Origin of the sequence: Pseudomonas graminis (assembly GCF_001705435.1) — a bacterium.
GTDB lineage: Bacteria > Pseudomonadota > Gammaproteobacteria > Pseudomonadales > Pseudomonadaceae > Aquipseudomonas > Aquipseudomonas graminis_B.
Genome location: NZ_MDEN01000052.1, coordinates 125,429 through 149,876, shown reverse-complemented (window position 1 = coordinate 149,876; position 24,448 = coordinate 125,429). Strand labels below are relative to the sequence as shown.

Sequence of the window (24,448 nt, the reverse complement as noted above, 5' to 3'; positions counted from 1 at the left end):
AGGACATGGATGTCCGTTCGGGGCGGGCCCACGGAGCGAGACCGGAGTGAAGGAACCCGACGAAGTCGGGCCCAACCGAGAGCAAGCACCCTTGGTTACTTGGGGTGCTTTTCCAAGTAACTCGCCGAAGGCGAAACAGAGGCCGTTAGGCCGACGCCCTTGATCTTACGAAGCACGCCCCTCAGGCAGCAGTCATGGTCTTGTGCGTCTCCACCAGATGCGCCACCACACTCGGGTCAGCAAGCGTAGAGATATCGCCCAGCGCGTCGTACTCCCCGGTGGCGATCTTGCGCAGGATACGGCGCATGATCTTGCCGGAACGTGTCTTCGGCAGGCCCGGCGCCCACTGAATCACATCCGGCGAGGCGATCGGACCGATCTCCTTGCGCACCCAGTTACGCAACTCGATGCGCAGCGCCTCGTCCGGCACTTCACCGCCATTGAGGGTGACGTAAACGTAGATGCCCTGCCCCTTCAGATCGTGAGGCACGCCCACGACGGCTGCTTCGGCGACTTTCGGGTGAGCCACCATCGCGCTCTCGATTTCGGCGGTGCCCATGCGGTGGCCGGACACGTTCAGCACGTCATCGACGCGGCCAGTGATCCAGTAGTAACCGTCTTCGTCACGACGGGCGCCATCACCGGTGAAATACATACCGCGGAAGGTCTTGAAGTAGGTGTCGACGAAACGGTCGTGGTCGCCATACAGGCTGCGGGACTGACCCGGCCACGAGTCGAGAATCACTAGATTGCCCTCCGCCGCGCCTTCGATGAGGTTGCCCAGGTTATCCACCAGCGCCGGGATCACGCCGAAGAACGGACGGGTCGCCGAACCCGGCTTCAACGCAATAGCGCCAGGCAACGGGCTGATCAGAATGCCGCCGGTCTCGGTCTGCCACCAGGTGTCCACAATCGGGCAATTCTTGTTGCCGACGGTGTTGTAGTACCAGTTCCATGCTTCCGGGTTGATCGGCTCGCCAACCGAACCCAACAGGCGAAGGCTCGAACCGTCGGCGCCTTCTACGGCTTTGGTGCCCTCGGCCATCATGGCGCGAATGGCGGTCGGCGCGGTGTAGAGGATGTTGACCTTGTGCTTGTCGACGATTTTCGACACGCGGGTGATGTCCGGGTAGTTCGGCACGCCCTCGAACAGCAGCGTGGTGGCGCCGTTGGCCAGCGGTCCGTAGACGATATAGCTGTGGCCGGTAACCCAGCCGACGTCGGCGGTGCACCAGTACACTTCGCCCGGACGGTAATCGAACACACGCTCGTGGGTCAGCGCGGCGTACAGCAGATAGCCCGCTGTGGTGTGCAACACGCCCTTCGGCTTGCCGGTGGAGCCGGAGGTGTAAAGGATGAACAGCGACTCTTCGGCGCCCATTTCTTTCGGCGCGCAGGTGCTTGAGGCCACGTCCAGCAGCGAGTGGTACCAGATGTCTCGATGACGGTTCCACTCGATATCGCCGCCGGTGCGCTTGCACACGATGACCTTTTGTACGCTCGCCGTTTCCGGGTTGGTCAGCGCACGGTCGACGTTGGCCTTCATGGGGGTTTTCTTGCCGCCACGCAGCCCTTCGTCTGCGGTGATCACCACCTTCGATTTGCAGTCGATGATGCGACCGGCCAGTGCTTCCGGGGAGAAACCACCAAATACTACCGAGTGAATCGCACCGATACGCGCGCAGGCCAGCATGGCCACAACGGCTTCCGGGATCATCGGCATATAGATAGTGACGACGTCGCCGCGGTGGACATCCTGCCCGCGCAGCGCGTTGGCGAACTTGCAGACTTCTTCGTGCAGTTCCCGATAGGTAATATTGCGGCTCTCGGACGGATCGTCGCCTTCCCAGATGATCGCAATTGAATCACCGCGCTCGGCCAGATGGCGGTCGAGGCAGTTGTAGGAAACGTTCAGGGTGCCGTCGGCGAACCACTTGATGTCGACGCGGTGGTCGTCGAAGGAGGTCTGTTTGACGGTGGTGAATGGCTTGATCCAGTCAAGGCGCTGGGCTTGCTCGCGCCAGAAGCCATCGGGGTTGACCACCGACTGCTGGTACATCGCCTTGTAGGTCGCCTCGTCAGTCAGCGTGTTGGCTGCCACTTCAGGGCGGACGGGGTACAGGGAAGCCGCACTCATCTTTCTTACCTCGGTGGAAATGTTGTTGTTTTATGACCCTGTTGTATCCGCCGACGGCTGCAAAGGCCATTCGACGATGGTCTTACCGCTCCCGAGCATAGCGCCGAAAGCAGGTGACGTGCCCGGCTTCAGGCAAATCTTCATGTCTCGGCTACGACCAAAGAATCCATGGGCGCCTGACAACAACCTGCATACGACGATTGTTGCCGATTTGCTCAATAGACTTTATCAAAATGGTTTCTATATGAATTCCAGAGAGGGGCATAGAATCCGTTCCGCCAACACGGCAACTGATTGATTAACAACAGCCCCCACGCTGGACATCGATCAACTAACCCACCCGGTCATCATTCGCTTCACTCAGAGCCCCACAAGGATTCTGTGCACCCTGTCGACCGCACTTTCTGCGCCGCAGTGTGAATGAAGCAACTTAGAGGAAACGAGTAATGAAAGCTGCACTGGTTGTAATGGCTCTTTGTGGTTTCAGCGCCATGGCAATGGCAGAAGAATCCGGCGCGAAAGTGGCCGCCCAGCAACAGCGTGTCGAGGAGTACACCTACTCCACTAAACTGGATATCGCGAAGGTCATTTCGGTGGATGACGTGCCGGACGTCTGCCAGGTCGTCCCCCAGCACATGACTTACGAAGACTCGCAGGGCAAACGCCACGTGCTTGAGTATCAGGTCATGGGTAACGGTTGCAGCAACGGCTGATCAGCCATCTGTTTCGTTGAGTTGAGCGCGCGACTTATTTAAAGAAGCGCGCTTGCTCATGTAATGCGGTGTGTCCGTTTATCTGGCTGTTATCTGTCTGAGTGAAGCGCGGGCAAGGTGGACCGCCACTCCAATCACTCCCCTGTAGTTAATCAGCACATCGTTCAACGTTGGCCTATTCCATAGTGCTTCAGCTTATTGGCCACCGTTGTATGGGAAATACCCAGTCGCTTGCCTAATAACCGGCTGCTCGGGTGTGCTGCATATAACTGTTCAAGTACTGCTTTCTCGAATCGCCCGACAATATCTTCCAATCCGCCTTCCAGAGAAAAGTCGCCCAAGGGTTGGCGCACGCCGTAATCCGGCAGGCGAATATGTTCGGCGTTCACTCGTTTGCCGTCGCACAACGAAACCGCCTGAAACAGGACATTCTCCAACTGCCGGACATTGCCGGGCCAGTGGTATTGGCTGAGACGTTCCATGGCCGCAGGCGCCAGCCGAGGCAAGGTGCAGCCGATCTGCCGACTGGCCTGATCGAGAAAATGCTCCACCAGCGGCGCGAGACCGTCCATGCACTCGCGCAGGGGCGGAATGTGCAAGGACAACACGTTAAGCCGGTGGTAGAGGTCCTGGCGGAATTCACCCCGGGCGCAGAGTTCGGACAGGTCCACTTGGGTGGCGCAGATGATCCGCACATCGAGATACACCTCTTCGTCGCTGCCTACCCGTCGAAAGCAACCTTCCTGCAGATAGCGCAGCAGTTTCGCCTGCAACCGCGCGCTCATTTCCGCGACGCCGTCGAGAAACAACGTGCCGCCCGAGGTCAATTCGAGCAGCCCCAACTTGCCTTCGGCGCGCGCACCTTCAAACGCACCGGGGCCGTAGCCGAAGAGCTCGGTCTCGGCCATGGATTCGGAAAACCCCGCGCAGTTGAGCGCCATCATCGGCGACTGACCGCGCGGGCTGGCGAGATGACAAGCCCGCGCCAGCAACTCCTTGCCGGTGCCGGTCTCGCCTTCGATCAGCAACGGCGCATCCAGCGGGGCCATGCGCCGGGCCTCCCGAACCACCGCCGCCATCACCTTCGAACTCTGAAAAATGCTGTCGAAACCGCGCAGCTCCTGCTTGCGCACGTTATAGATGTGCTCGCCGACCCGGTCGGCGCGGTGCAATGTCAGCACGGCGCCGGCCATGGCTTCGCTGTCTTCGTGCTCGGATTGCAGGGGCGCGATGTCCGCGAGAAAAATGTCGCCCTTTACCTTCACGCGCAGGCCATTGATGCGCGAGCGGTTGGCGCGCACCAACTGCGGCAGGTCGAAATCCTCGGCGTAACGGGACAGCGGGATGCCCGGCACCTCATCGACCCGCACGCCCAGCAACTGCGCCGCAGCGCGATTCGCCGCAACGATGGAGCCGCCCATGTCTATGGAGAGCACGGGAAACTCAAGGGCGCCAAGCAAGGCATTGAGCTCCATATGCCGACGTTCGCTGGGCATTAATCCCACACGCTTGACGCCGAATACCCCGGCTATGGTCTCGAATTTCGGCACCAGCGCCTGGAACTGCAGATTGATCAGGTTCGGGCAACGCAGATAGATGGCATCGCCATGCTCACCTCCCACTTCCCCACCGGAGACGTTGACGCCGTAGGCCACCAGCAGCTCAAGGATGTCGCGCAGGATGCCAACGCGGTTCTGACAATGGACTTTGATACGCATGGAGAGCTCGCGGACGTGGCATCGATTTCGGGTTCGTTCAAGTTTATCGTCAAGAATACGTTACAGCGCAAGGGACGGAGGCGACCGCGTGGCAATTACATACGAGCCTATCCATGGGATCGTCACGTTTTCTTTACGAATTGTCGTAGCGTTTCAGGCAAATCGAGCGAAAGCCCCGCGTCCGGAAGCGCCAAATCAGCTATCAATAGGCCCATCAGATTCATCCCTATATCGCATTGCTCCATATAAGAAAAAACCATCAGGAGAGCCCCATGAGTACGCAGTACGTCGCACGCGAACCGGACGCCACCGGTTTTATTGATTACTCCGACGCCGAACACAGAATCTGGAACACCCTCATCACCCGCCAGCTCAAGGTGGTCGAAGGCCGCGCGTGTCAGGAGTATCTGGATGGCATCGAGCAGCTCGCCCTGCCCCACGACCGTATTCCGCAGCTCGGCGAAATCAACCGCGTGCTGGGGGCAGCCACGGGTTGGCAAGTCGAGCGCGTGCCGGCGCTGATCCCTTTTCAAACCTTCTTCGAGTTGCTGGCGAGCAAGCGATTTCCGGTCGCCACGTTCATTCGCAGCGAAGAAGAACTCGACTACCTGCAAGAGCCCGACATCTTTCACGAGGTTTTCGGACACTGCCCGTTGCTGACCAACCCGTGGTTTGCAGAATTTACCCACACCTACGGCAAGCTCGGTCTGGCAGCCAGCAAAGAGCAGCGCGTGTATCTTGCCCGCCTCTACTGGATGACCATCGAATTCGGCCTGGTCGACACGCCACAAGGGCGCAAGATCTACGGCGGCGGCATCCTCTCTTCGCCCAAGGAAACCGTTTACAGCGTGTCATCGACCCCCGAACATCAGCCCTTCGACCCGATTGAAGCCATGCGCACGCCCTATCGCATCGACATTCTGCAGCCAGTGTATTTTGTACTGCCAGACCTCAAGCGCCTGTTTGACCTTGCCCATGAGGACATCATGGACATGGCCCGCACGGCGGCTGAACTGGGGCTGCACGCGCCGAAATTTCCACCGAAAAATAAAGCCGCTTAAAACAACAGCCGCCCCGAAAAAAGCAGCCCGAACCCGATCAAGGAATCTTTCAATGACCGCTCTCAACCAATCCCAGTGCGAAGCCTGCCGCGCCGACGCCCCGCAAGTCAGTGACGCCGAGCTGCCGGATTTGCTCAAGCAGATCCCGGACTGGAACATCGAAGTGCGTGACAGCGTCATGCAACTGGAAAAAGTCTTCCTGTTCAAGAATTTCAAATTTGCGCTGGCGTTTACCAACGCTGTCGGCGAAATTGCCGAGGCCGAAGGTCACCACCCGGGTCTGCTGACCGAATGGGGCAAAGTGACCGTGACCTGGTGGAGCCACTCCATCAAAGGGCTGCACCGCAACGATTTCATCATGGCCTCCCGCACAGACGAGGTGGCCAAAAGCGCCGAGGGCCGTAAGTAAAATGCATTTCTCACAGATTCAGCGCGTACCGGACGATCCCATCCTGGGCCTGATTCAGGCCTACGCCAAAGACCCGAATCCGAACAAGTTCGACCTGGGCGTGGGCGTCTATAAAGATGCGCAGGGCCTGACCACCATCCCTCGCGCGGTGAAAATCGCCGAGCAGCGACTGGTCGACTCGCAGCCCACCAAGAGTTACATCGGTGGCCATGGCGAACCGCGTTTCGGCACGCTGATCTGTGAACTGGTCATGGGCGCCGATTCGCCGCTGATCGCCAGCAAACGCGTCGGCGCCACCCAGACACCCGGCGGCACCGGCGCGCTGCGGTTGAGCGCAGACTTCATTGCCCACTGCCTGCCGGGCAAGGGCATCTGGTTGAGCGATCCGACCTGGCCGATTCACGAAACCATCTATGCGGCGGCGGGCTTGAAGGTCAGTCACTACCCCTACGTGGGCCGCGACAATCAGCTCAACGTGCCGGCCATGCTGGAGACGTTGAAAACCATTCCCGAGGGCGACGTTGTCCTGCTGCACGCGTGCTGTCACAACCCGACCGGGTTCGACCTGTCCCGTGATGACTGGCACGCGGTGCTGGAAATCGTCAAGCAACGCAACCTGCTGCCGCTGATCGATTTCGCCTACCAGGGTTTTGGCGACGGTCTCGAGGAGGACGCCTGGGCGGTTCGCCTGTTTGCCGGCGAGCTGCCTGAGCTGCTGATCACCAGTTCCTGCTCGAAAAACTTCGGTCTGTACCGCGAGCGGACCGGCGCCTTGCTCGTCTGTGCTGACACCACCGAGAAGCTGATGGACGTGCGCAGTCAGCTGTCGGCGACGGCCCGTAATCTGTGGTCGAACCCGCCGGATCATGGCGCCGCCGTGGTGGCCGAAATTTTGGGCGATCCTGAATTGAAGGCCCTGTGGGCTGGAGAGGTTGAGGAGATGCGCAGCCGCATTGCGCAACTTCGGGTCGGGCTGGTCCAAGCACTCACGCCGCTGGGTCTGGGTGAACGTTTCGCCCACATTGGCGTGCAGCGCGGCATGTTTTCCTACACTGGCATGAACGACGACCAGGTCGCGCGTCTGCGAAACGAGCATAGCGTGTACATGGTGGCGGCGGGTCGAGCCAACGTTGCGGGGATTGACGCCACGAGACTGGATGAGCTGGCAGCGGCGTTTGCGGCGGTTTGCAAGGACTGAGGCGCTCACCGAGTCGACGCTTTTAAAGGGCCGCGCGCATGTTGCAGGAACCCATCCTCACTACATGACCAGCGGCCCGCATTTAAAAGTCTGATTGTCATTTGTACTGCTGTATCCTCCCTGAGCGTTCTCGGACGCGCTGTTCAATTCAGCCGCAACACACTTGTGAGGAGCGACGATATGCATGAAATCCCGAACTTCCCCTTCCCAAGCCAGAATCAGCAAAGTGCAGCAGCCCGCCAGGAACTCGGTCAGCCGATCGAGATGAAAGCCAGCGGTAAACGCAACGACAGCAGCAAAGCCCAAAGCCCGCGCTGAAGGCCTGTTTAGCCACTGATTTTTCAGCCGCTAAATTTTCAGCCCCTACGGAAGAGCGTCTTCAAGGTGTATTTCCATAAGGGCTGAATCATTCGCAACAGGCTTCACCTCTGCCTGACCCCGAACTCAGATCCACCCATCCGCCACTGCCATGAACCGCCGTGCCTCGCTATCATGTGCCCTCGCGCGGATTCAAGCGTCTACGCTTCAACCCGATTGCCCCCTCGCTATTCTTTTTCCGTCGTAACCGTGGATCTATGCCCATGCCAGACGCTTCGAGCGCTGCCCCTCAACGTCCTATGGCTGTCACGCTGCAGGTTGTTTCCATCGTCCTTTTCACCTTCATCGGCTACCTGAACATCGGTATCCCGCTGGCCGTATTGCCAGGTTATGTGCACACCGACCTTGGCTTCGGCGCGGTCGCTGCCGGGCTGGTGATCAGCGTGCAATACCTCGCGACCCTCCTCAGCCGGCCCTTTGCCGGGCGATTCATCGACACCCGAGGCCCGAAAAAAGCGGTAATCATCGGTCTGTTCGGCTGCGGGTTGAGCGGCGTGTTCATGCTCCTCGCCGACTGGCTCGACGCCTGGCCAATGATCAGCCTGATCAGCCTGTTTGTAGGGCGGCTGGTGCTCGGCAGCGCTGAAAGCCTGGTTGGCTCCGGCTCGATCGGCTGGGGCATCGGCCGCGTCGGCGCTGCCAATACGGCCAAAGTGATTTCATGGAACGGCATCGCCAGCTACGGCGCCCTGGCCATCGGCGCGCCGGTGGGGGTGTTGTTGGTCAATGCGTTGGGGCTGTGGAGCATGGGCGTCAGCATCATGCTGTTGGCGGCGCTGGGGATTTCCCTGGCCTGGAAGAAAACCCCGGCGCCGCTGGTGCATGGCGAGCGCTTGCCCTTCCTCCACGTGCTGGGCCGCGTGCTGCCCCACGGGACCGGGCTGGCGCTGGGGTCAATCGGCTTCGGCACCATCGCAACGTTTATCACGCTGTATTACGCCAGCCACACCTGGCCAAATGCGGTGTTGTGCCTGAGCCTGTTCGGCGCCTGCTTCATCGGTGCACGCCTGCTGTTCGGCAACCTGATCAATCGCATCGGCGGCTTCCGCGTGGCGATTGCCTGCCTGTCGGTGGAGACGTTGGGCTTGCTGCTGCTGTGGCTGGCGCCCAACCCGAATCTGGCGTTGGCCGGTGCGGCGCTGACCGGCTTCGGCTTCTCGCTGGTGTTCCCGGCGCTGGGCGTCGAAGCGGTGAACCTGGTGCCGCCGGCCAGTCGCGGTGCGGCGGTGGGGGCTTATTCGCTGTTCATTGACCTGTCGCTGGGGATTACCGGGCCGGTGGCGGGCGCCGTGGCGGCTGGTTTCGGCTTCGCGTCGATCTTCCTGTTTGCTGCGCTGGCGTCACTGAGCGGCCTCGGGCTAAGCGTGTATCTCTACAAGCACGCGAAAAGGACGCGAGACAAGCCGGTCGCCAGCTGATCCCGCAAGCGACACTCAAAAATCGACCTTGCCCCGCCCTGCCTTGATCGACCCGCGCTTGGTTTTCGATTCCAGCCGGCGGGTCTTCGAGCCCAGGGTCGGCTTGGTCGGCCGGCGCTTCTTCTCCACCTTCCCCGCACTGATGATCAGCTCGCTCAGGCGTTCCAGCGCATCGGCACGGTTCTGCTCCTGCGTCCGGTATTGCTGCGCCTTGATCACCAGCACGCCGTCGCTGGTGATGCGGCTGTCACGCAGCGCCAGCAGGCGTTCCTTGTAGAACGGCGGCAGCGACGAGGCGTTGATGTCGAAGCGCAGGTGCATGGCGCTGGACACCTTGTTGACGTTCTGACCACCCGCACCCTGGGCACGGATGGCGGTCAGCTCGACGTCGCTGTCCGGCAGGTGGATGTTGTTGGAGATGATCAGCATGGCAATCCAGTTCCTGGTCGAAGCCGCCGCGACGTCACCGGCGGCTCTCGCCTTATTTGATGATCGACGTCCGCTGGGCCATTGACTCGCTGTTGGCCCGGCGCTTGTTCTTGATCACGTAAAACACCCACATCGCCGCCAGCCAGATCGGGATCGCGTACACCGAAATCCGGATACCGGGGATCATCAGCATGATCACCAGAATCAGCACCACAAACGCCAGACAGACGTAGTTGCCGTACGGGTACCACAGCGCCTTGAACAGCGGCTGCTGGCCGACCCGGGTCAGGTGCTGGCGGAACTTGAGGTGCGAATAGCTGATCATCGCCCAGTTGATGACCAGAGTGGCGACCACCAGGGACATCAGCAGCTCAAGGGCGTTTTGCGGCATCAGGTAGTTGAGCAGCACGGCGATCAGCGTCACCGCCGCCGACACCAGAATCGCTCGCACCGGAACACCCCGGCCATCGACCCGCGCCAGTGACTGCGGCGCATCGCCTTGCTCGGCCATGCCGAACAGCATGCGCGCGTTGCAATAGGTGCCGCTGTTGTAGACCGACAAGGCCGCCGTCAGCACGACGAAGTTGAGAATATGCGCCGCCGTCGTGCTGCCCAGCATCGAGAACACATGCACGAACGGGCTGCCGCTGTAGGCATCGCCGGACGCATTGAGGTCAATCAGCAAGGCGTCCCACGGCGTCAGCGACAGCAGCACCACCAGCGAGCCGATGTAGAAAATCAGAATCCGATAAATGACCTGATTGATCGCCTTGGGAATGATGGTCCGCGGCTGGTCCGCCTCGGCTGCGGTGAAGCCAAGCATTTCCAGCCCGCCGAACGAGAACATGATGAACGCCAGCGCCATGACCAGCCCGCTCACGCCATGGGGGAAGAAGCCGCCCCGATCCCACAGGTTGCTGACCGACGCTTGTGGGCCACCCTCGCCGCTGACCAGCAGATAGCTGCCCAGGGCGATCATCCCCAGAATCGCCACCACCTTAATGATCGCGAACCAGAATTCAGCCTCGCCAAAGACTTTTACGTTGGCCAGGTTGATGACGTTGATCATCACGAAGAACACGGCAGCCGAGGCCCACGCCGGGACTTCCGGCCACCAGTACTGGATGTATTTGCCGACGGCGGTCAGTTCGGACATGCCCACCAGAATGTAGAGGACCCAGCAATTCCAGCCCGACAGAAAGCCGGCAAAACCGCCCCAGTAATTGTGGGCGAAATGGCTGAACGACCCAGCCACCGGCTCTTCGACGATCATCTCGCCGAGCTGTCGCATAATCATGAAAGCAATGAAGCCGCAGACGGCGTAGCCAAGGATCATCGACGGGCCTGCGGACTTCAGCACCCCTGCCGAGCCTAGGAACAGCCCCGTGCCGATCGCGCCACCGAGGGCGATCAGCTGGATGTGACGGTTCTTCAGACCACGCTTCAAGTCACCCGAATGGGACATGTTTTCACTCATTGGCAAACCACCTTGGCGCGCTTGTCTGTGACGGAATCGAACCCGACGCGCTCATGACGCGGCGGAGGGAAACGGAGTGGGTAACCCCGAGGGGTTGGCGTCCATACGCCGGTGGATCACAGAAAAAACGGGCGCGCATTGTACACCGCTCACATGGCGTTTGGCGGCGAAAGAATTCCCGGCTGAAGCCGCTCCCACCTAATTCGACCGGTGCTTTTGTAGGACCGGCTTCAGCCGGGAAGCTGTTCTATACCAACCTCCGACACAATTCTGTCGCAAAAATAATTCACCGAAATCAAAAGCTCCCTAACGTTGTTTTCGCTGCAAGTTTCAATAAGTCCGGCGAAATGCCAGCATTTGCCGGTCGATTTTTATTTTGCAACAGTCTGACTATTGCACTAGTTTTTTCAGTGCTTGCTGGCCACGAAGGTCAGTGTGCTTCCATGACGAGGAGTTAAGGCGATGCCTTTCGTCCTCGCTGCATTCGGCAAGTACGTCATTCTCAGGAGATTCACCTATGCAAACAGTTGAACTGGCTCTGGAAGAAGAACTGCAATTGGACGATTGGTTTGAAGCACCGACTCATGATGCCGCTGTGGAGATGATGCAGGCTGACGCTGTGGTGCCGTTTGGCACCGCGATGTGGCCGTTCTAAAACAGCTGAAGGGCGAACGTGGCTAACGCGTTCGCCCTCTTGTTTCGAGCATCCGGATGCGGAGCGCACTATGGATAACAGCAGCGCAATCGAACATTTCCTCTACTACCTGCAACACCATCCCGCCGTCACCGGCATTCACACCCCCCACGTCTTACTGGCACACACCGCGGAATACCGCCGTCTCATCGAGGGCATCGCAGAGAGCTCGACGGCGCGGGATGTCTTCCGGTTCAGCACATTGCCGCTGGACACTACCCCGGTCGGCGAGCTATCAGAGGCCATCACCGACTCCGATCTCTTCGTCCTGTTCTACGATTCCTCAACGCTGCCCAATCCCCGCGCCGAGGGACCGCCGTTCATTCGTCAGCTGCAAGAGGTGATGTCGGCGCAGTGGAAAAAGTCTTTGCTGTTCAAAGATTACGGCGATTATTTCTACGACACGTTCAGCGTTGAGCCCGAGCGCATCGCGCAGTTGAATGCGGCGTTGATCGATACCATGAACGAAGGCGAGACCCTCAGCTTCAGCGACGATCACGGCTCGTACTTCGAGGCGCCGCTGCGCGAATTGAAGAAGTGGACCAACATCAACGGCGTCGGTAACTACGACCTGGCTCCCGGTGAGATCGCCACCCACAGCGAATCCATCAACGGTCATGTGCGGTTCCTCGGCACCTTTCTCAGCACCATACCCTTCGCGCGCAAGTACGGGATCATCGAGTCGCCACTGGAATTGTGGATCGAGAACTCCACCATCACCCGCATTGCCACCGACGTGCCGGGGCTGGAGCACGACTTCAATAAATACCTGGACGCCAATCCCTCGAACCGGCGCATCGAAGAACTGGGGATCGGCACCAACGAAGGTGTCAGCCAGCTGTACGCGCGCAATGCGGGTTTCGAGGAGCGCCATTGCGGACTGCATCTGGGACTGGGTGGCGGCGCCAAGGGCAGCCACCACATGGACCTGATTTTCAACAGCGGCTCACTGGCCGTGGACAATCGCGTGGTGTTCGACGGCACTGCCTACGTCGTCTGACTCCCAAGCGCGCATAAAAAAACGCCAGTCTCTCGACTGGCGTTTTTTGTACTTCAGACCGCGATTACTGCTTCACAAGGCCATTACTCGGGCTTGCGACGACCAAAGCCCGGGCGCTGACCGGTGCCGCTTGGCGGGCCGCGGCGTTTGCCGGACGGGGTCTTGTCGTCTACCAGACCGATGCCGGGACGCGAAGGCTTCGGCTTGGCGGGACGCTTGTTCATGTCGCTCGGGCGTTCCGCGACCGGCGTGCCGCGACCGTTTTCGCTACGCGCGCTGTCGCCACGTGGATTGCCGCCACGGGCAGTGTCGCCACGACCACCGATGGCCGGACGCGGGGTGCGCGCCGGACGACCGTTTTCCGCAGGCTTGCGCGCCGGGCGCTCGCCATCCGCCAGACGTGGCTCACGGGCCGGACGGTCCGAAGACACTGCATCTTTGGCCGGACGAACCTGACGCACGCGCTCGCCCTTGCCCAACGGACGGGACGACTGGCGCTGCAAACGCTCCAGCTTGTCTTTGGTCTTGGCGGTCATCTGCGGCATCGCGACCGGCGTCAGGCCGACCTCGGCGCTGAGGATGTCGACTTCCTGCTGACTCATTTCGCGCCAGCGACCCATCGGCAGATCGGAGTTGAGGAACACCGGACCGAAACGCACGCGCTTCAGACGGCTGACCACCAAACCCTGGGATTCCCACAACCGACGGACTTCGCGGTTGCGGCCTTCCATGACCACGCAGTGGTACCAGTGGTTGAAGCCTTCGCCACCCGGCGCCTGCTGAATGTCGGTGAAACGCGCCGGACCGTCTTCCAGCACCACGCCAGCCTTCAGGCGCGCCAGCATGTCGTCGTCGACTTCGCCACGGACGCGCACGGCGTACTCGCGGTCCATTTCGAACGAAGGGTGCATCAGGCGGTTGGCCAGTTCACCGTCGGTGGTGAACATCAGCAACCCGGTGGTGTTGATGTCCAGACGACCGATGTTGATCCAGCGGCCTTCTTTCGGGCGCGGCAGGCGATCAAACACGGTCGGACGGCCTTCAGGGTCGTCACGGGTGCAGATTTCACCGTCCGGCTTGTTGTACATGACGACGCGGCGAACGGTTTCGGCGGCTTCTTCGCGGCGGATCACGCGACCGTCGACCGTGATGGCGTCGTGCAGGTCGACGCGCTGACCCAGAGTGGCCTGAACGCCGTTGACCTTGATGCGGCCTTCGCCAATCCAGGCTTCAACGTCGCGACGGGAACCGACGCCGATGCGCGCCAGAACCTTCTGCAGTTTTTCGCCTGCTGGGCCGATCTCTTTGTCTTGCTTGTCTTGTTCACTCATCTGGGCACCTCCCGGTGTGTCGAATCAGGGCATGCGCGAGTGGGCATGGCCTGTGGCCCGGCTCTCTGGACGAAAGCGGCTCCGGATCAGAACAGCTCTGAGGCGGAACGGGCGGAAAACTGAAATCCCTGGCGCGTGTGGATCGCCAAAAGGTCGCGAATCATACGCGCCTGACGCGCGTTGCGCATCAGAGACTAGATGAAAAATTCAGGCTGACTTCTTTTTCCGCCGACTGGCGCCCTTGAGCTTGATCAGCCGCAGCGCCGATTCGGCGAGCACCGAACGCTTTTCGTCCTTCTCCATCTTCTTCCAGGATTTGATCTCGCGCTTGCTGCGACCACAGCCCAGGCAAATATCATCGTCGAATTTGCAGAGGCTGATGCAGGGATTCTTGGTGCTCATGGGTTCGCCTGAATGAGGAATTGGGCGCTGCGCATCGTCCTGCCACAGCGTTCGTCACCGCGGATCTTCATCGTCCTGCGGCGGTTCTTCCAATTCAGACTCTTTATCGGCCTCATCGAGCAATAAATCGTCGAAGTCGATTTTCAGGCCCTGCTCCATAGTATCCAGCTCGGCCAACAAGCTGCGGAAACTGGTCTCATCCCGGGGTGCCTCAGGCTCTGCGTCAGCATCGAGTGGCAGGCTGGCATCGGCCAACGCCTGCAAGTGCGCGGGCACAGGTGCGTCGTCGAATTCAAGCACCGGCTCGGTTTCCATCTCGCGCAGGTCGGCCAGTGGCGGCAGTTCGTCGAGGTTTTTCAGGTTGAAGTGATCAAGAAAGGCTTTGGTGGTGGCGAACATCGCGGGTTTGCCGGGCACGTCGCGGTAGCCGACGATCCTGATCCATTCGCGCTCCATCAGGGTCTTGACGATGTTGGTGTTGACCGCGACGCCACGCACGTCCTCGATCTCGCCCCGGGTGATCGGCTGGCGATAAGCGATCAGCGCCATGGTTTCCAGAAGGGCGCGCGAATAACGCTGCGGGCGTTCTTCCCACAGACGCCCGACCCAGGGCGCAAACTTCTCGCGGATCTGCAAGCGATAGCCGGTGGCGACTTCTTTCAGCTCAAAGGCGCGGTTGTCGCAGGATTTGCCCAGCAACGTCAGCGCCTTTTTGAACACCGGCGGTTCGGGCCGCTCGCCCTCTTCGAAGAGCTCGTAGAGACGCTCCAGGGACTGCGGTTTTCCGGAGGCGAGCAGAAACGCTTCGAGCAACGGCGCCAGATCGCGGGGTTCATTCAGGTTCATTGATCAGCTCTTGCTCTTTATTCGGCTCGCGCCCGCACATGAATAACGGCGAAGGCTTCGTTTTGCACCAGCTCCACCAGTTGCTCCTTGACCAGTTCCAGCACCGCCATGAACGTCACCACCACGCCCAGCCGCCCCTCTTCTGCCGTGAACAGCTCGGCGAAGGGCACGAAACCCGCGCCTTTCAAGCGCTCCAGCACATCACTCATGCGCTCGCGGGTGGACAGCGCTTCGCGGCTGACCTGGTGACTTTCGAACATGTCGCCACGGCGCAGCACGTCGGCCATCGACATCAACAGCTCTTCGAGGGCGACGTCCGGCAACAACTTGCGCACCCGCGCTTCGGGCGCCTCCAGCCGGGGCACCAGTACATCGCGGCCCACGCGGGACAGCTGGTCAATGCCTTCTGCCGCCGCCTTGAACCGCTCGTATTGCTGCAAGCGACGGATCAGTTCGGCGCGGGGATCGCCTTCTTCTTCCTCGGCCATTTCCGAGCGCGGCAGCAACATGCGCGATTTGATCTCGGCAAGCATGGCCGCCATGACCAGGTACTCGGCGGCCAGCTCCAGGCGCACGGTTTTCATCAGTTCGACGTAACCCATGTACTGACGGGTGATTTCCGCTACGGGGATGTCGAGGATATTGATGTTCTGTTTGCGAATCAGGTAAAGCAGCAGGTCCAGCGGGCCCTCGAAGGCTTCGAGGAACACTTCCAGCGCATCCGGCGGGATGTACAGGTCGACCGGCATTTGCGTGACGGCCTGACCGTAGACCATGGCAAACGGCAGCTCTTGCTGGGCGTTGGCCTGCGGGTCGGGCGGAGCGCCGGTCTGAGCCTCCAGCGTTTGCGCCTCGGTCACTCGACTTCGACCCCAAACGGCGTCGGATCGCCGCAACCCACACGCACCACTTGGGGCTCGCCATCGGTCAGGTTGACCACGGTCGAGGCCGAGATGCCGCCCTCGCCGGCGTCGATGATCAGGTCCACCTGATGCTCGAGAATCCCGCGCATCTCGTAAGGGTCACTCATCGGAATGGTCTCGCCCGGCATGATCAGGCTGACGCTCATCAGCGGCTCACCCAGTTCCTGCAACAGCGCCTGCGCGATGGGATGACCCGGCACGCGCAGGCCAATGGTGCGCCGCTTGGGGTGCAGGACCAGACGCGGTACGTCACGTGTGGCGCCGAGAATGAAGGTGTACGGCCCCGGCGTGTGCGCCTTGAGCACACGAAACGCCGCCGTGTCGACCTTGGCGAACAATCCCAGCTGGGACAGATCGCTGCACATCAGCGTGAAATTGTGTTTGTCATCGAGTTGACGCAGGCGACGGATGCGCTCGACGGCCGTCTTGTCGCCCATCTGGCAACCCAATGCGTAGGACGAATCGGTGGGGTAAACCACCAGACCGCCCGCCCGGATGATTTCCACGGCCTGCTTGATCAGGCGCGCTTGCGGGTTTTCCGGGTGGACCTGGAAAAATTGACTCACGGTAATTTCCTGTTCAGACGGCAGTAGGCTGGTCATGTTTGAACCGACACCAAAGGGGCGGCAGGTCTTCGGGCAATGGGCGATAAACGCCGATTTCAGACCATGCGCCTGGGGCATGAAAATCACTGCCGGCACTGACCAGCAGACCGAACTCACGGGCCAGAATAGCCAGACTGCCGACCTGATCGGCAGGCTGCAGGCCGTTGACCACTTCTATGGCGTGGCCGCCGGCCTGAATGAAGTCGGCGACCAGCTTGCGACGCTTGCTGCGGGTGAAATCGTAATGCGAAGGGTGCGCGAGGCTGACCCACGCCCCGGCGGCGCGCAGGGTCGCCACCGTTTGCTCAAGGGTCGGCCAGTGTTGCTTGACGTCGCCCAGCTTGCCCGCACCGAGCCATTTGCGGAACGCTTCGGCGCGGTCCTTGACGAACCCCTGGTTGACCAGAAAGTCGGCAAAGTGCGGCCGGGCCGGCGCATTACCGCTGTCGCCCAGCGCCTGCTGCACCGCACGCGCACCTTCGAGCGCGCCGGGCATACCTTTCATCGCCAACTTGCGGCTTATTTCTTCGGCCCGCAACCAGCGGCCGGTGTGCAATTGCTCGATCGCCTCACGCAATTGCGGGGCGTCCACATCGAACCCATAGCCCAGCACATGGATGGTGGCACCGCCCCAGGTGCAGGACAATTCGATGCCGTCGATCAGCTGCATACCCAGCGCAAGCGACGCAGCACGGGCCTCGGCGAGGCCTTCGAGGGTGTCGTGGTCGGTGAGTGCGAGGACTTTCACGCCGTGCTCGTGGGCACGCGCGACGAGTACCGCGGGCGCAAGGGCGCCATCGGAAGCGGTGCTGTGGCAGTGCAGATCGACGTTCATAGGGGCGCTTTCGCAGTCATTGATGTTTGTTATTATGCCGTCACATCCAGCTTCTGGCTCTTACTGTGAAACAATTCATCGACTTCATCCCGCTCATCCTGTTCTTCATCGTTTACAAAATCAGCCCGCAAGCCGTCGATGTCCTTGGCCACAGCTTCATGGTAGGCGGGATTTACAGCGCCACCGCGATGCTGATCGCCAGTTCCCTCGTGGTTTACGGCGTCCTCTATGTCCGTCAGGGCAAACTGGAAAAAAGTCAGTGGCTGACGCTGATTGCCTGCCTCGTGTTCGGTAGCCTGACCCTGGCGTTCCACAGCGAAACCTTCCTCAAGTGGAAAGCCCCGGTGGTGAACTGGGTCTTCGCGCTGATCTTCGCCGGCAGTCACTTCATCGGCGATCGTCTGTTGATTCAACGCATCATGGGCCACGCGCTGACCCTGCCGCAGGCGGTCTGGACCAAACTGAACATCGCCTGGATCGTGTTCTTCCTGTTCTGCGGCGCGGCCAATCTCTATGTGGCGTTTACCTATCAAGAATTCTGGGTCGACTTCAAGGTGTTCGGCAGCCTGGGCATGACCCTGCTGTTCCTGGTCGGCCAGGGCATCTACCTGGCTCGCCATATCCATGACGCCGATCCGTCAACCCAGCCTACAAACAAAAAAAGAGAGGACTGACATGCTCTACGCAATCGTGGCAACCGACGTCGCCAACTCGCTGGAAAAACGCCTGGCCGCGCGCCCTGCGCACCTTGAGCGCCTGAACGCAATGAAGGCCGAAGGGCGCATCGTCCTCGCCGGCCCGATGCCTGCGATAGACAGCATCGACCCGGGCACTGCAGGGTTTACCGGCAGCCTGATCGTCGCCGAATTCGAGTCCCTCAAGGACGCCCAGGCCTGGGCTGAGGCGGATCCCTATGTGGCAGCGGGTGTCTACGCTGACGTGATCGTCAAACCGTTCAAGCAAGTCCTGCCCTGAAACGTCTGTCAGGCGCCCGGCTCTGTACACCGGGCCGGACCGCCTTCACCCGCCTTCTGAAGTTCACCCTACGCACTGCCCTGCCGATAAGTTGCTAGAACCAAAGGCTTTGACTGCGGCTCAAAGAGGCACGGGCGGTCATGCCTTGTGGGTATTGACCGAACAATAATGGTTTGTCACGAGGGGTCACGCAGCCAGGGTGGCCCTCCAGTGCGGTATCTTTGCCAGCGGCCGGCGTCGACGTCGTCGGCAGTGGCTAAATGAGTGAGTCATGAGCGAGCTGTTACTTATTGATGATGACCAGGAGCTGTGTGAGCTCCTGAGCAGTTGGTTGAGTCAGGAAGGGTTCGCCGTGCGCGCCTGCCACGATGGCCAGAGCGCGCGCAAAGCGCTTGCCGAATCCGCACCCGCTGCGGTGGTGCTGGACGTGATGCTCCCCGACGGCAGCGGTCTGGAAGTGCTCAAACAATTGCGCACCGATCACCCCGACCTTCCCGTGCTGATGCTCTCGGCGCGCGGCGAACCGCTGGACCGCATTCTGGGTCTGGAGCTGGGCGCCGATGATTATCTGGCCAAGCCCTGCGATCCTCGCGAACTGACAGCGCGTCTGCGCGCGGTGCTGCGCCGTAGCCATCCGACGGCGGTATCGTCGCAAATCGAACTGGGCGATCTGTGCTTCAGTCCCGCACGGGGAGTGGTCACGATTGACGAGCAGGAATTCACCCTGACGGTCTCCGAAGCGCGTCTGCTTGAGGCCTTGCTCGGCCAGCCCGGTGAACCACTGGAAAAGCAGGAGCTGGCGCAACTGGCCCTGGGCCGCAAACTGACGCTCTACGACCGCAGCCTTGATATGCACGTCAGCAACCTGCGCAAGAAGATCGGCCCCCACGCCGACGGCCGCCCGCGCATCGTTGCCCTGCGCAGCCGCGGGTATTATTACAGCCTCTGACGAGGCAGTTGGGAGCGGCAAGCTGCAAGCTGCAAGCTGCAAGCTGCAAGCAACAGCGACAGCGACAGCACAAGCAACAGCATCGGCAGCGACGCCGGACTGCTTTTTGGCTTGAATCTTGTGGCTTGCCGCTTACAGCTGGGCGCGCACTCGGTAGCAGGCACACTACGTCAACACGCCAGCGCGCCCCCTTTACCCAAGCTTTACCGACCCCTGACCTCCCTTGACCTTGATCTCCCTAAACTGGCCTCAACCGGCACAGAGCCGAAATCGAGACAAGGAGATTCACCATGCGCAAGACTTTGATGGCTTTGATGTTCGCCGCAGCCCTGCCTACCGTTGCAATGGCCATGCCTCCGGAAGCTGGCCCTATGGGTGGCCCTGGCGGTCCTGGCTTTGAAGGCCCCGGCATGCATCATCGCCACGGCCCGATGGAAAGACTCAACCTGACCCCTGAACAACGTCAGCAAGTCGACCAGATGATGGGCGATCAGTGGCGCGGCCGCTCCGAGATCACCCAGAAGTACCTGGCCAAGCTGTCGCCCGCCGACCAGAAGGCGATGATGGATGAACAGGAAGCTGCCCGGGCCAAAACCCAGTCCGGCATCCGCGCCCTGCTGACGCCGGAGCAACAGAAGACCTTCGACCAGATCCAGAAGGATGAAGCCCAGCGCCGTGCGGATCGCGCCGAGTTCGAAGCGTGGAAAGCGCAGAAAGCGCAAAAAACCCAGTAACTGCCTGCTGGCGCGGCATTACACTTCCCCCAACCCGACACGCTCCCCGGCGTGTCGGGTTTTCTTTTTGACACACCGGGTCGAGGGCAGCACGTGCGTTCATTGTTCTGGAGAATCCTGGCGAGCTTCTGGCTTGCGATCGCGTTGGTAGCGGGCCTGTCGATCCTGATGGGCCATGTCCTCAATCAGGACGCCTGGATTCTCAGCCGTCATCCCGGCCTGCACAACTTGCCGCAGAAGTGGGTGGAGTTGTACGAGGACAAAGGCGAGAAATCCGCCCAGGATTATCTGCAAGACCTCAAGCGCAAATACCACATCGACGTTCAGGTGCTCAACGACAGCGGCGAAGCGGTGATTCCCGGCACCTTCCCGCCCCGCGCGGCGGCTTTTGAAGAGCGGCAGAATGACGACACACGACCACTGCCGTGGCGGCGACTGACCTCCGAATACACCAGTGAAAAAACCGGTGAAACCTACCTGCTGATTTACCGGATCCCACATCCGGAGCTGGACGCGTGGCACCGCGACAGTCTGGTCTGGCCGCTGAGCGCGCTGGGCATCGCGCTGGTGGTGCTGACGTTGTTCAGCCTGATGGTGACGCTGTCGATCACCCGCCCGCTAAGCCGTCTGCGCGGCGCGGTGCATGACCTCGGCCAGACCACCTACCAGCAAAACAGCCTGGCGCGACTGGCCAACCGCCGTGATGAATTTGGCGTGCTGGCGAACGACTTCAACCGCATGGGTGCCCGCCTGCAAAGTCAGATCAGCAGCCAGCGCCAGCTGCTTCGCGACGTTTCCCATGAACTGCGCTCTCCCCTGGCCCGGCTGCGGATTGCCCTGGCCCTGGCCGAACGCGCAGAACCGGTGGAGCGCGACAAGCTGTGGCCGCGCCTGACCCGTGAGTGCGACCGGCTGGAAGAGTTGATCAGCGAAATTCTGGCGCTGGCACGACTGGACGCCGACATGGGCAGCGCCACGGCGGTGGATGTGTCGGGGCTTTTGCATCATCTGCAGGCCGAGACGGAGATGGGCGGCGGCGAGCAGACGGTTTCGGTGTCGGTGCAGCCAGGGGTGCAGTTGCAGGGCTGGCCAAGCGTGCTGGAACGGGCGCTGGACAACCTGCTGCGCAACGCGCTGCGCTTCAATCCGGTGGGTCAGCCGATCGAGTTGAGCGCAACCCTTGAGGGGGATGAATGGCGGCTCAGCGTGCGGGACCATGGTCCCGGCGCCAATCCGGAGCATCTGGCGCAGTTGGGCGAGCCGTTCTATCGCGCGCCCAACCAGACTGCGCCGGGCTACGGGCTCGGCCTGGCCATTGCCAAACGCGCCGCCGAGAAGCACGGCGGAACGCTGGTGCTGGGCAATCACCCGCAGGGCGGATTCGTGGCCAGCATCGTCGTGCCGCGCGAGTTAACCGCTTTGCACGGTTGATTCCCTGTTCGCAGCCGCTCCCGCTGAATGGGTGCGGTGACTGGTAGGACCGGCTTCAGCCGGGAAGAGGCCTGTCTGTACACCTCAGTTTTGCGGTGTAACGCTTAATGCCTTCCCGGCTAAAGCCAGTCCTACAGATCGGGGCCGGCGCTTATAGCAGGATGAAACCAGTTTGTTACCCCTCCCACGCGCTCACAAAACCAGCAACCTCCGGCTTCGCGGGTTCACGCGGCGGATTTTGCGGCGTGCCGAGGTACAGAAAGCCGACGACTTCTTCTTCGGCTGTCAGACCCAGCCCTTCGGCGACGTGGCGGGAGTAGGACAAATCCCCCGAGCGCCAGACCGCGCCAATGCCCATCGCATAAGCGGCCAGGAGGATGCCGTGGGCAGCGCACCCTGCGGTGATCACTTGTTCCTTTTTCGGCACTTTGAAGTGGTCAGTCAACTTGGCGATGACCACCACCACCAAGGGCGCGCGCAACGGTCCGTTACGGGCCTTGTCCAGCGCTTTGGCCTCAACATCGCCGCCTTTGTCGATCAATGCCTGGGCCAGCAGTTCGCCCATGCGGTTGCGTGCGTCGCCTTCGACGGTCAGAAATCGATAAGGCCGCAAGACGCCATGGTCAGGCGCGCGCAGGGCTGCGCCGAAGAGGATCTCGCGTTGCTCGGCGTCCGGGGCGGGTTCGATCAAGCGGGGCACGGACACGCGATTAAGCAATACGTCGAGCGCTTCCATTAAGTCGTCTCCAGGAAAAATGACGGGCCATTGTAGTGCCCTCGGTGCAGTCTTGAACTTCAATAACGATTAACCGGGGCAATTACTTACAACACTCTCGGAAATGCCTCGGTTTACACCAACGGGCTCGCGAGTAGAATGGCCGCCCTCTCACTACCTGATCAGAGCGACTGCATGGCGTTGCCGACTCTCCGCATCATCGGTTTCATTATCGGCATCTTCCTGATTACCCTGGCCATCGCCATGGTCGTGCCGATGATCACCCTGATGATCTTCCACCGCACCGCCGACATGCCGTCGTTTCTGTGGTCGAGCCTGATTACCTTCGTGTCCGGGCTGGCGCTGGTGGGCCAGGGCCGACCTGAACACGTGCACCTGCGGCCCCGGGACATGTACCTGCTGACGGTCAGCAGCTGGGTCATCGTCTGCATCTTTGCGGCGCTGCCGTTTCTGCTTACCCAACACATCAGCTACACCGACTCCTTCTTCGAAAGCATGTCCGGCATCACCGCGACGGGCTCCACCGTGCTCAGCGGCCTGGACACCATGTCCCCCGGCATCCTGATCTGGCGATCGCTGCTGCACTGGCTCGGCGGCATCGGCTTCATCGGCATGGCCGTGGCGATTCTCCCGCTGTTGCGCATCGGCGGTATGCGCCTGTTTCAGACCGAGTCGTCGGACCGTTCCGAAAAAGTCATGCCGCGTTCGCACATGGTCGCCAAATTCATCGTGCTTGTTTACCTCGGCATCACCGTGCTGGGCACGCTGGCGTTCTGGTGGGCGGGCATGAGCCTGTTCGACGCCATCAATCACGCGATGTCGGCGATATCGACCGGAGGGTTCTCCACCTCGGATCAGTCACTGGCGAAATGGCCGCAGCCCGCCGTGCATTGGGTGGCCATCGTGGTGATGATCCTCGGCGCCCTGCCGTTCACCCTCTATGTGGCGACGCTGCGGGGCAATCGCGGGGCGCTGCTCAAGGATCAACAGGTGCAGGGTTTTCTCGTCCTGCTGCTGGTGATGTGGCTGGTGATGACCGCCTGGTACTGGGCGACGACCGATCTGCCGTGGTACGACGCGTTGCGCCATGTCGCGCTGAACGTGACCTCGGTGGTGACGACCACTGGTTTCGCCCTGGGGGACTACAGCCTGTGGGGCAACTTCGCGCTGATGCTGTTTTTCTACCTGGGGTTCATCGGGGGATGCTCAGGGTCAACGGCGGGCGGCGTGAAGATCTTCCGCTTTCAGGTCGCCTACATCCTGCTGCGCGCCAACCTGCACCAGCTGATCCACCCGCGCGCGGTGATCAAGCAGAAGTACAACGGTCACCGGCTGGACGACGAGATCGTGCGTTCGATTCTGACCTTCTCGTTTTTCTTCACCTTCACCATCTGCCTGATCGCGCTGATGCTGTCGCTGCTGGGGCTGGACTGGATGACTGCGCTGACGGGCGCCGCCAGCACCGTGTCAGGGGTGGGGCCGGGGCTCGGTGAAACCATCGGGCCGGCGGGTAATTTCTCGACGCTGCCGGATGCCGCCAAGTGGATTCTGTCACTGGGCATGCTGCTCGGTCGGCTGGAAATCATCACGGTGCTGGTGCTGTGCATACCGGCGTTCTGGCGGCACTAGAACACTGCGGGCCGGGCAACGTCAGCTGCGTAGCCCCGAGAAATGTCGCGGCGGGCAGTGGGGGCTCGACTAAGCTCAACCAATACCCTGCCCGGAGCATAGCCTTGTGGAAACAGTGAAGCGTTTCGACCGATTCGAAGACTTCTATCCGTATTATCTGCACGAACATCGGGACAGCACGTGCCGACGCTTGCATTTCATCGGCACGAGTCTGGTCATCCTGATTCTGGCATTCGCCGTGCTCAGCGCTCACTGGACATTGTTGTGGGTACTGCCCTTGGCAGGCTACAGCTTCGCCTGGATCGGCCACTTCTTTTTCGAGAAGAACCGTCCGGCCACGTTCAAGCATCCGTTCTACAGCCTGCTCGGTGATTTCGTCATGTACGGAGACATGCTCAGGGGCAAAGTACCGTTTTGACC

Annotated in this window: 26 protein-coding genes and 1 pseudogene; 16 read left to right on the top strand and 11 right to left on the bottom strand. The window is 60.8% G+C overall.

Annotated features, from left to right (window positions below; translation table 11 throughout):
• Positions 1-181: 181 nt before the first annotated feature.
• Positions 182-2,137 carry an acetate--CoA ligase gene (gene acs, locus BBI10_RS03990; RefSeq protein ID WP_065986974.1) on the bottom strand — a complete coding sequence of 652 codons (1,956 nt, stop codon included), beginning with the start codon at positions 2,135-2,137 and terminating at the stop codon, positions 182-184.
• A 446-nt stretch (positions 2,138-2,583) separates the two neighbouring features.
• Between acs and BBI10_RS03985 the strand changes: the two genes are divergently transcribed.
• Positions 2,584-2,850 (top strand): DUF2790 domain-containing protein, encoded by a 267-nt coding sequence (locus BBI10_RS03985; RefSeq protein WP_065986968.1) that lies wholly within the window; start codon positions 2,584-2,586, stop codon positions 2,848-2,850.
• A gap of 164 nt (positions 2,851-3,014) precedes the next feature.
• On the opposite strand, the gene BBI10_RS03980 is transcribed toward BBI10_RS03985, so the two are convergent.
• Positions 3,015-4,568 (bottom strand): sigma-54-dependent transcriptional regulator, encoded by a 1,554-nt coding sequence (locus BBI10_RS03980; protein WP_065986966.1) that lies wholly within the window; start codon positions 4,566-4,568, stop codon positions 3,015-3,017.
• A gap of 272 nt (positions 4,569-4,840) precedes the next feature.
• Here BBI10_RS03980 and phhA point away from each other — a divergent pair, with 272 nt between their 5' ends.
• From phhA to BBI10_RS03960, 5 genes are all read left to right on the top strand, one after another.
• The gene (phhA, locus tag BBI10_RS03975; RefSeq protein WP_065986964.1) at positions 4,841-5,629 is read left to right on the top strand and encodes a phenylalanine 4-monooxygenase; all 789 of its coding nucleotides are present in this window, start codon (positions 4,841-4,843) and stop codon (positions 5,627-5,629) included.
• 52 nt (positions 5,630-5,681) lie between these two features.
• A complete protein-coding gene (locus BBI10_RS03970; protein WP_065986962.1) occupies positions 5,682-6,038 on the top strand; it encodes a 4a-hydroxytetrahydrobiopterin dehydratase in 357 nt (118 codons plus the stop codon).
• Between the two features lies 1 nt (position 6,039).
• Positions 6,040-7,236, top strand: coding sequence for an amino acid aminotransferase (locus tag BBI10_RS03965; RefSeq protein WP_065986960.1), 1,197 nt, complete (start codon positions 6,040-6,042; stop codon positions 7,234-7,236).
• A 180-nt stretch (positions 7,237-7,416) separates the two neighbouring features.
• Complete coding sequence (locus BBI10_RS27525; protein ID WP_166650518.1) at positions 7,417-7,554, top strand: hypothetical protein; 138 nt, start codon at positions 7,417-7,419, stop codon at positions 7,552-7,554.
• A 263-nt stretch (positions 7,555-7,817) separates the two neighbouring features.
• The gene (locus BBI10_RS03960) at positions 7,818-9,032 is read left to right on the top strand and encodes an MFS transporter (protein ID WP_065986958.1); all 1,215 of its coding nucleotides are present in this window, start codon (positions 7,818-7,820) and stop codon (positions 9,030-9,032) included.
• A gap of 15 nt (positions 9,033-9,047) precedes the next feature.
• Here BBI10_RS03960 and arfB read toward each other — a convergent pair whose 3' ends face one another.
• Entirely contained in the window at positions 9,048-9,461 is a 414-nt protein-coding gene (arfB, locus tag BBI10_RS03955) for an alternative ribosome rescue aminoacyl-tRNA hydrolase ArfB (RefSeq protein ID WP_065986956.1), read from the bottom strand.
• A gap of 52 nt (positions 9,462-9,513) precedes the next feature.
• Entirely contained in the window at positions 9,514-10,938 is a 1,425-nt protein-coding gene (locus BBI10_RS03950) for an amino acid permease (protein ID WP_065986952.1), read from the bottom strand.
• A gap of 517 nt (positions 10,939-11,455) precedes the next feature.
• On the opposite strand from BBI10_RS03950, the gene BBI10_RS27520 reads away from it, so the two are divergent.
• Both BBI10_RS27520 and BBI10_RS03945 read left to right on the top strand, forming a co-directional pair.
• Positions 11,456-11,593: a hypothetical protein gene (locus BBI10_RS27520; protein ID WP_163022139.1), complete on the top strand. Its 138-nt coding sequence runs from the start codon at positions 11,456-11,458 to the stop codon at positions 11,591-11,593.
• A gap of 70 nt (positions 11,594-11,663) precedes the next feature.
• Positions 11,664-12,632 (top strand): leucyl aminopeptidase, encoded by a 969-nt coding sequence (locus BBI10_RS03945; protein ID WP_065986950.1) that lies wholly within the window; start codon positions 11,664-11,666, stop codon positions 12,630-12,632.
• 83 nt (positions 12,633-12,715) lie between these two features.
• On the opposite strand, the gene rluB is transcribed toward BBI10_RS03945, so the two are convergent.
• The 6 genes from rluB to BBI10_RS03915 all read right to left on the bottom strand — a co-directional run bounded on the left by rluB (position 12,716) and on the right by BBI10_RS03915 (position 17,574).
• Complete coding sequence (rluB, locus tag BBI10_RS03940) at positions 12,716-13,963, bottom strand: 23S rRNA pseudouridine(2605) synthase RluB (protein WP_065986948.1); 1,248 nt, start codon at positions 13,961-13,963, stop codon at positions 12,716-12,718.
• A gap of 207 nt (positions 13,964-14,170) precedes the next feature.
• Positions 14,171-14,365, bottom strand: coding sequence for a DUF1289 domain-containing protein (locus BBI10_RS03935; protein ID WP_065986946.1), 195 nt, complete (start codon positions 14,363-14,365; stop codon positions 14,171-14,173).
• Positions 14,366-14,419: 54 nt separating this feature from the next.
• Positions 14,420-15,211 carry an SMC-Scp complex subunit ScpB gene (gene scpB / locus BBI10_RS03930; protein WP_065986944.1) on the bottom strand — a complete coding sequence of 264 codons (792 nt, stop codon included), beginning with the start codon at positions 15,209-15,211 and terminating at the stop codon, positions 14,420-14,422.
• A 17-nt stretch (positions 15,212-15,228) separates the two neighbouring features.
• Entirely contained in the window at positions 15,229-15,927 is a 699-nt protein-coding gene (locus BBI10_RS03925; RefSeq protein ID WP_163022142.1) for a segregation and condensation protein A, read from the bottom strand.
• Positions 15,928-16,067: 140 nt separating this feature from the next.
• Complete coding sequence (locus BBI10_RS03920; RefSeq protein ID WP_108121457.1) at positions 16,068-16,700, bottom strand: L-threonylcarbamoyladenylate synthase; 633 nt, start codon at positions 16,698-16,700, stop codon at positions 16,068-16,070.
• Between the two features lie 13 nt (positions 16,701-16,713).
• A complete protein-coding gene (locus tag BBI10_RS03915) occupies positions 16,714-17,574 on the bottom strand; it encodes a PHP domain-containing protein (RefSeq protein ID WP_065986940.1) in 861 nt (286 codons plus the stop codon).
• A gap of 65 nt (positions 17,575-17,639) precedes the next feature.
• On the opposite strand from BBI10_RS03915, the gene BBI10_RS03910 reads away from it, so the two are divergent.
• The 6 genes and pseudogenes from BBI10_RS03910 to BBI10_RS03890 all read left to right on the top strand — a co-directional run bounded on the left by BBI10_RS03910 (position 17,640) and on the right by BBI10_RS03890 (position 21,663).
• Positions 17,640-18,248, top strand: coding sequence for a septation protein A (locus BBI10_RS03910; RefSeq protein ID WP_065986938.1), 609 nt, complete (start codon positions 17,640-17,642; stop codon positions 18,246-18,248).
• Position 18,249: 1 nt separating this feature from the next.
• Positions 18,250-18,549, top strand: coding sequence for a YciI family protein (locus BBI10_RS03905; protein WP_065986936.1), 300 nt, complete (start codon positions 18,250-18,252; stop codon positions 18,547-18,549).
• A gap of 169 nt (positions 18,550-18,718) precedes the next feature.
• Positions 18,719-18,817 (top strand): annotated as a pseudogene (locus tag BBI10_RS28500) (translation initiation factor 2); the annotation flags it as partial.
• A gap of 3 nt (positions 18,818-18,820) precedes the next feature.
• Positions 18,821-19,498 carry a response regulator transcription factor gene (locus BBI10_RS03900; protein WP_065986934.1) on the top strand — a complete coding sequence of 226 codons (678 nt, stop codon included), beginning with the start codon at positions 18,821-18,823 and terminating at the stop codon, positions 19,496-19,498.
• A 290-nt stretch (positions 19,499-19,788) separates the two neighbouring features.
• Positions 19,789-20,232 carry a Spy/CpxP family protein refolding chaperone gene (locus BBI10_RS03895; RefSeq protein ID WP_065986932.1) on the top strand — a complete coding sequence of 148 codons (444 nt, stop codon included), beginning with the start codon at positions 19,789-19,791 and terminating at the stop codon, positions 20,230-20,232.
• Positions 20,233-20,325: 93 nt separating this feature from the next.
• Positions 20,326-21,663 (top strand): sensor histidine kinase, encoded by a 1,338-nt coding sequence (locus BBI10_RS03890; protein WP_065986930.1) that lies wholly within the window; start codon positions 20,326-20,328, stop codon positions 21,661-21,663.
• 175 nt (positions 21,664-21,838) lie between these two features.
• On the opposite strand, the gene BBI10_RS03885 is transcribed toward BBI10_RS03890, so the two are convergent.
• Positions 21,839-22,399 (bottom strand): NAD(P)H nitroreductase, encoded by a 561-nt coding sequence (locus BBI10_RS03885; protein WP_065986926.1) that lies wholly within the window; start codon positions 22,397-22,399, stop codon positions 21,839-21,841.
• 174 nt (positions 22,400-22,573) lie between these two features.
• Between BBI10_RS03885 and BBI10_RS03880 the strand changes: the two genes are divergently transcribed.
• Positions 22,574-24,028, top strand: a complete 1,455-nt coding sequence (locus BBI10_RS03880; protein WP_065986924.1) for a TrkH family potassium uptake protein — start codon at positions 22,574-22,576, stop codon at positions 24,026-24,028.
• Between the two features lie 106 nt (positions 24,029-24,134).
• A complete protein-coding gene (locus BBI10_RS03875) occupies positions 24,135-24,446 on the top strand; it encodes a DUF962 domain-containing protein (protein ID WP_065986922.1) in 312 nt (103 codons plus the stop codon).
• Positions 24,447-24,448 lie beyond the last annotated feature (2 nt).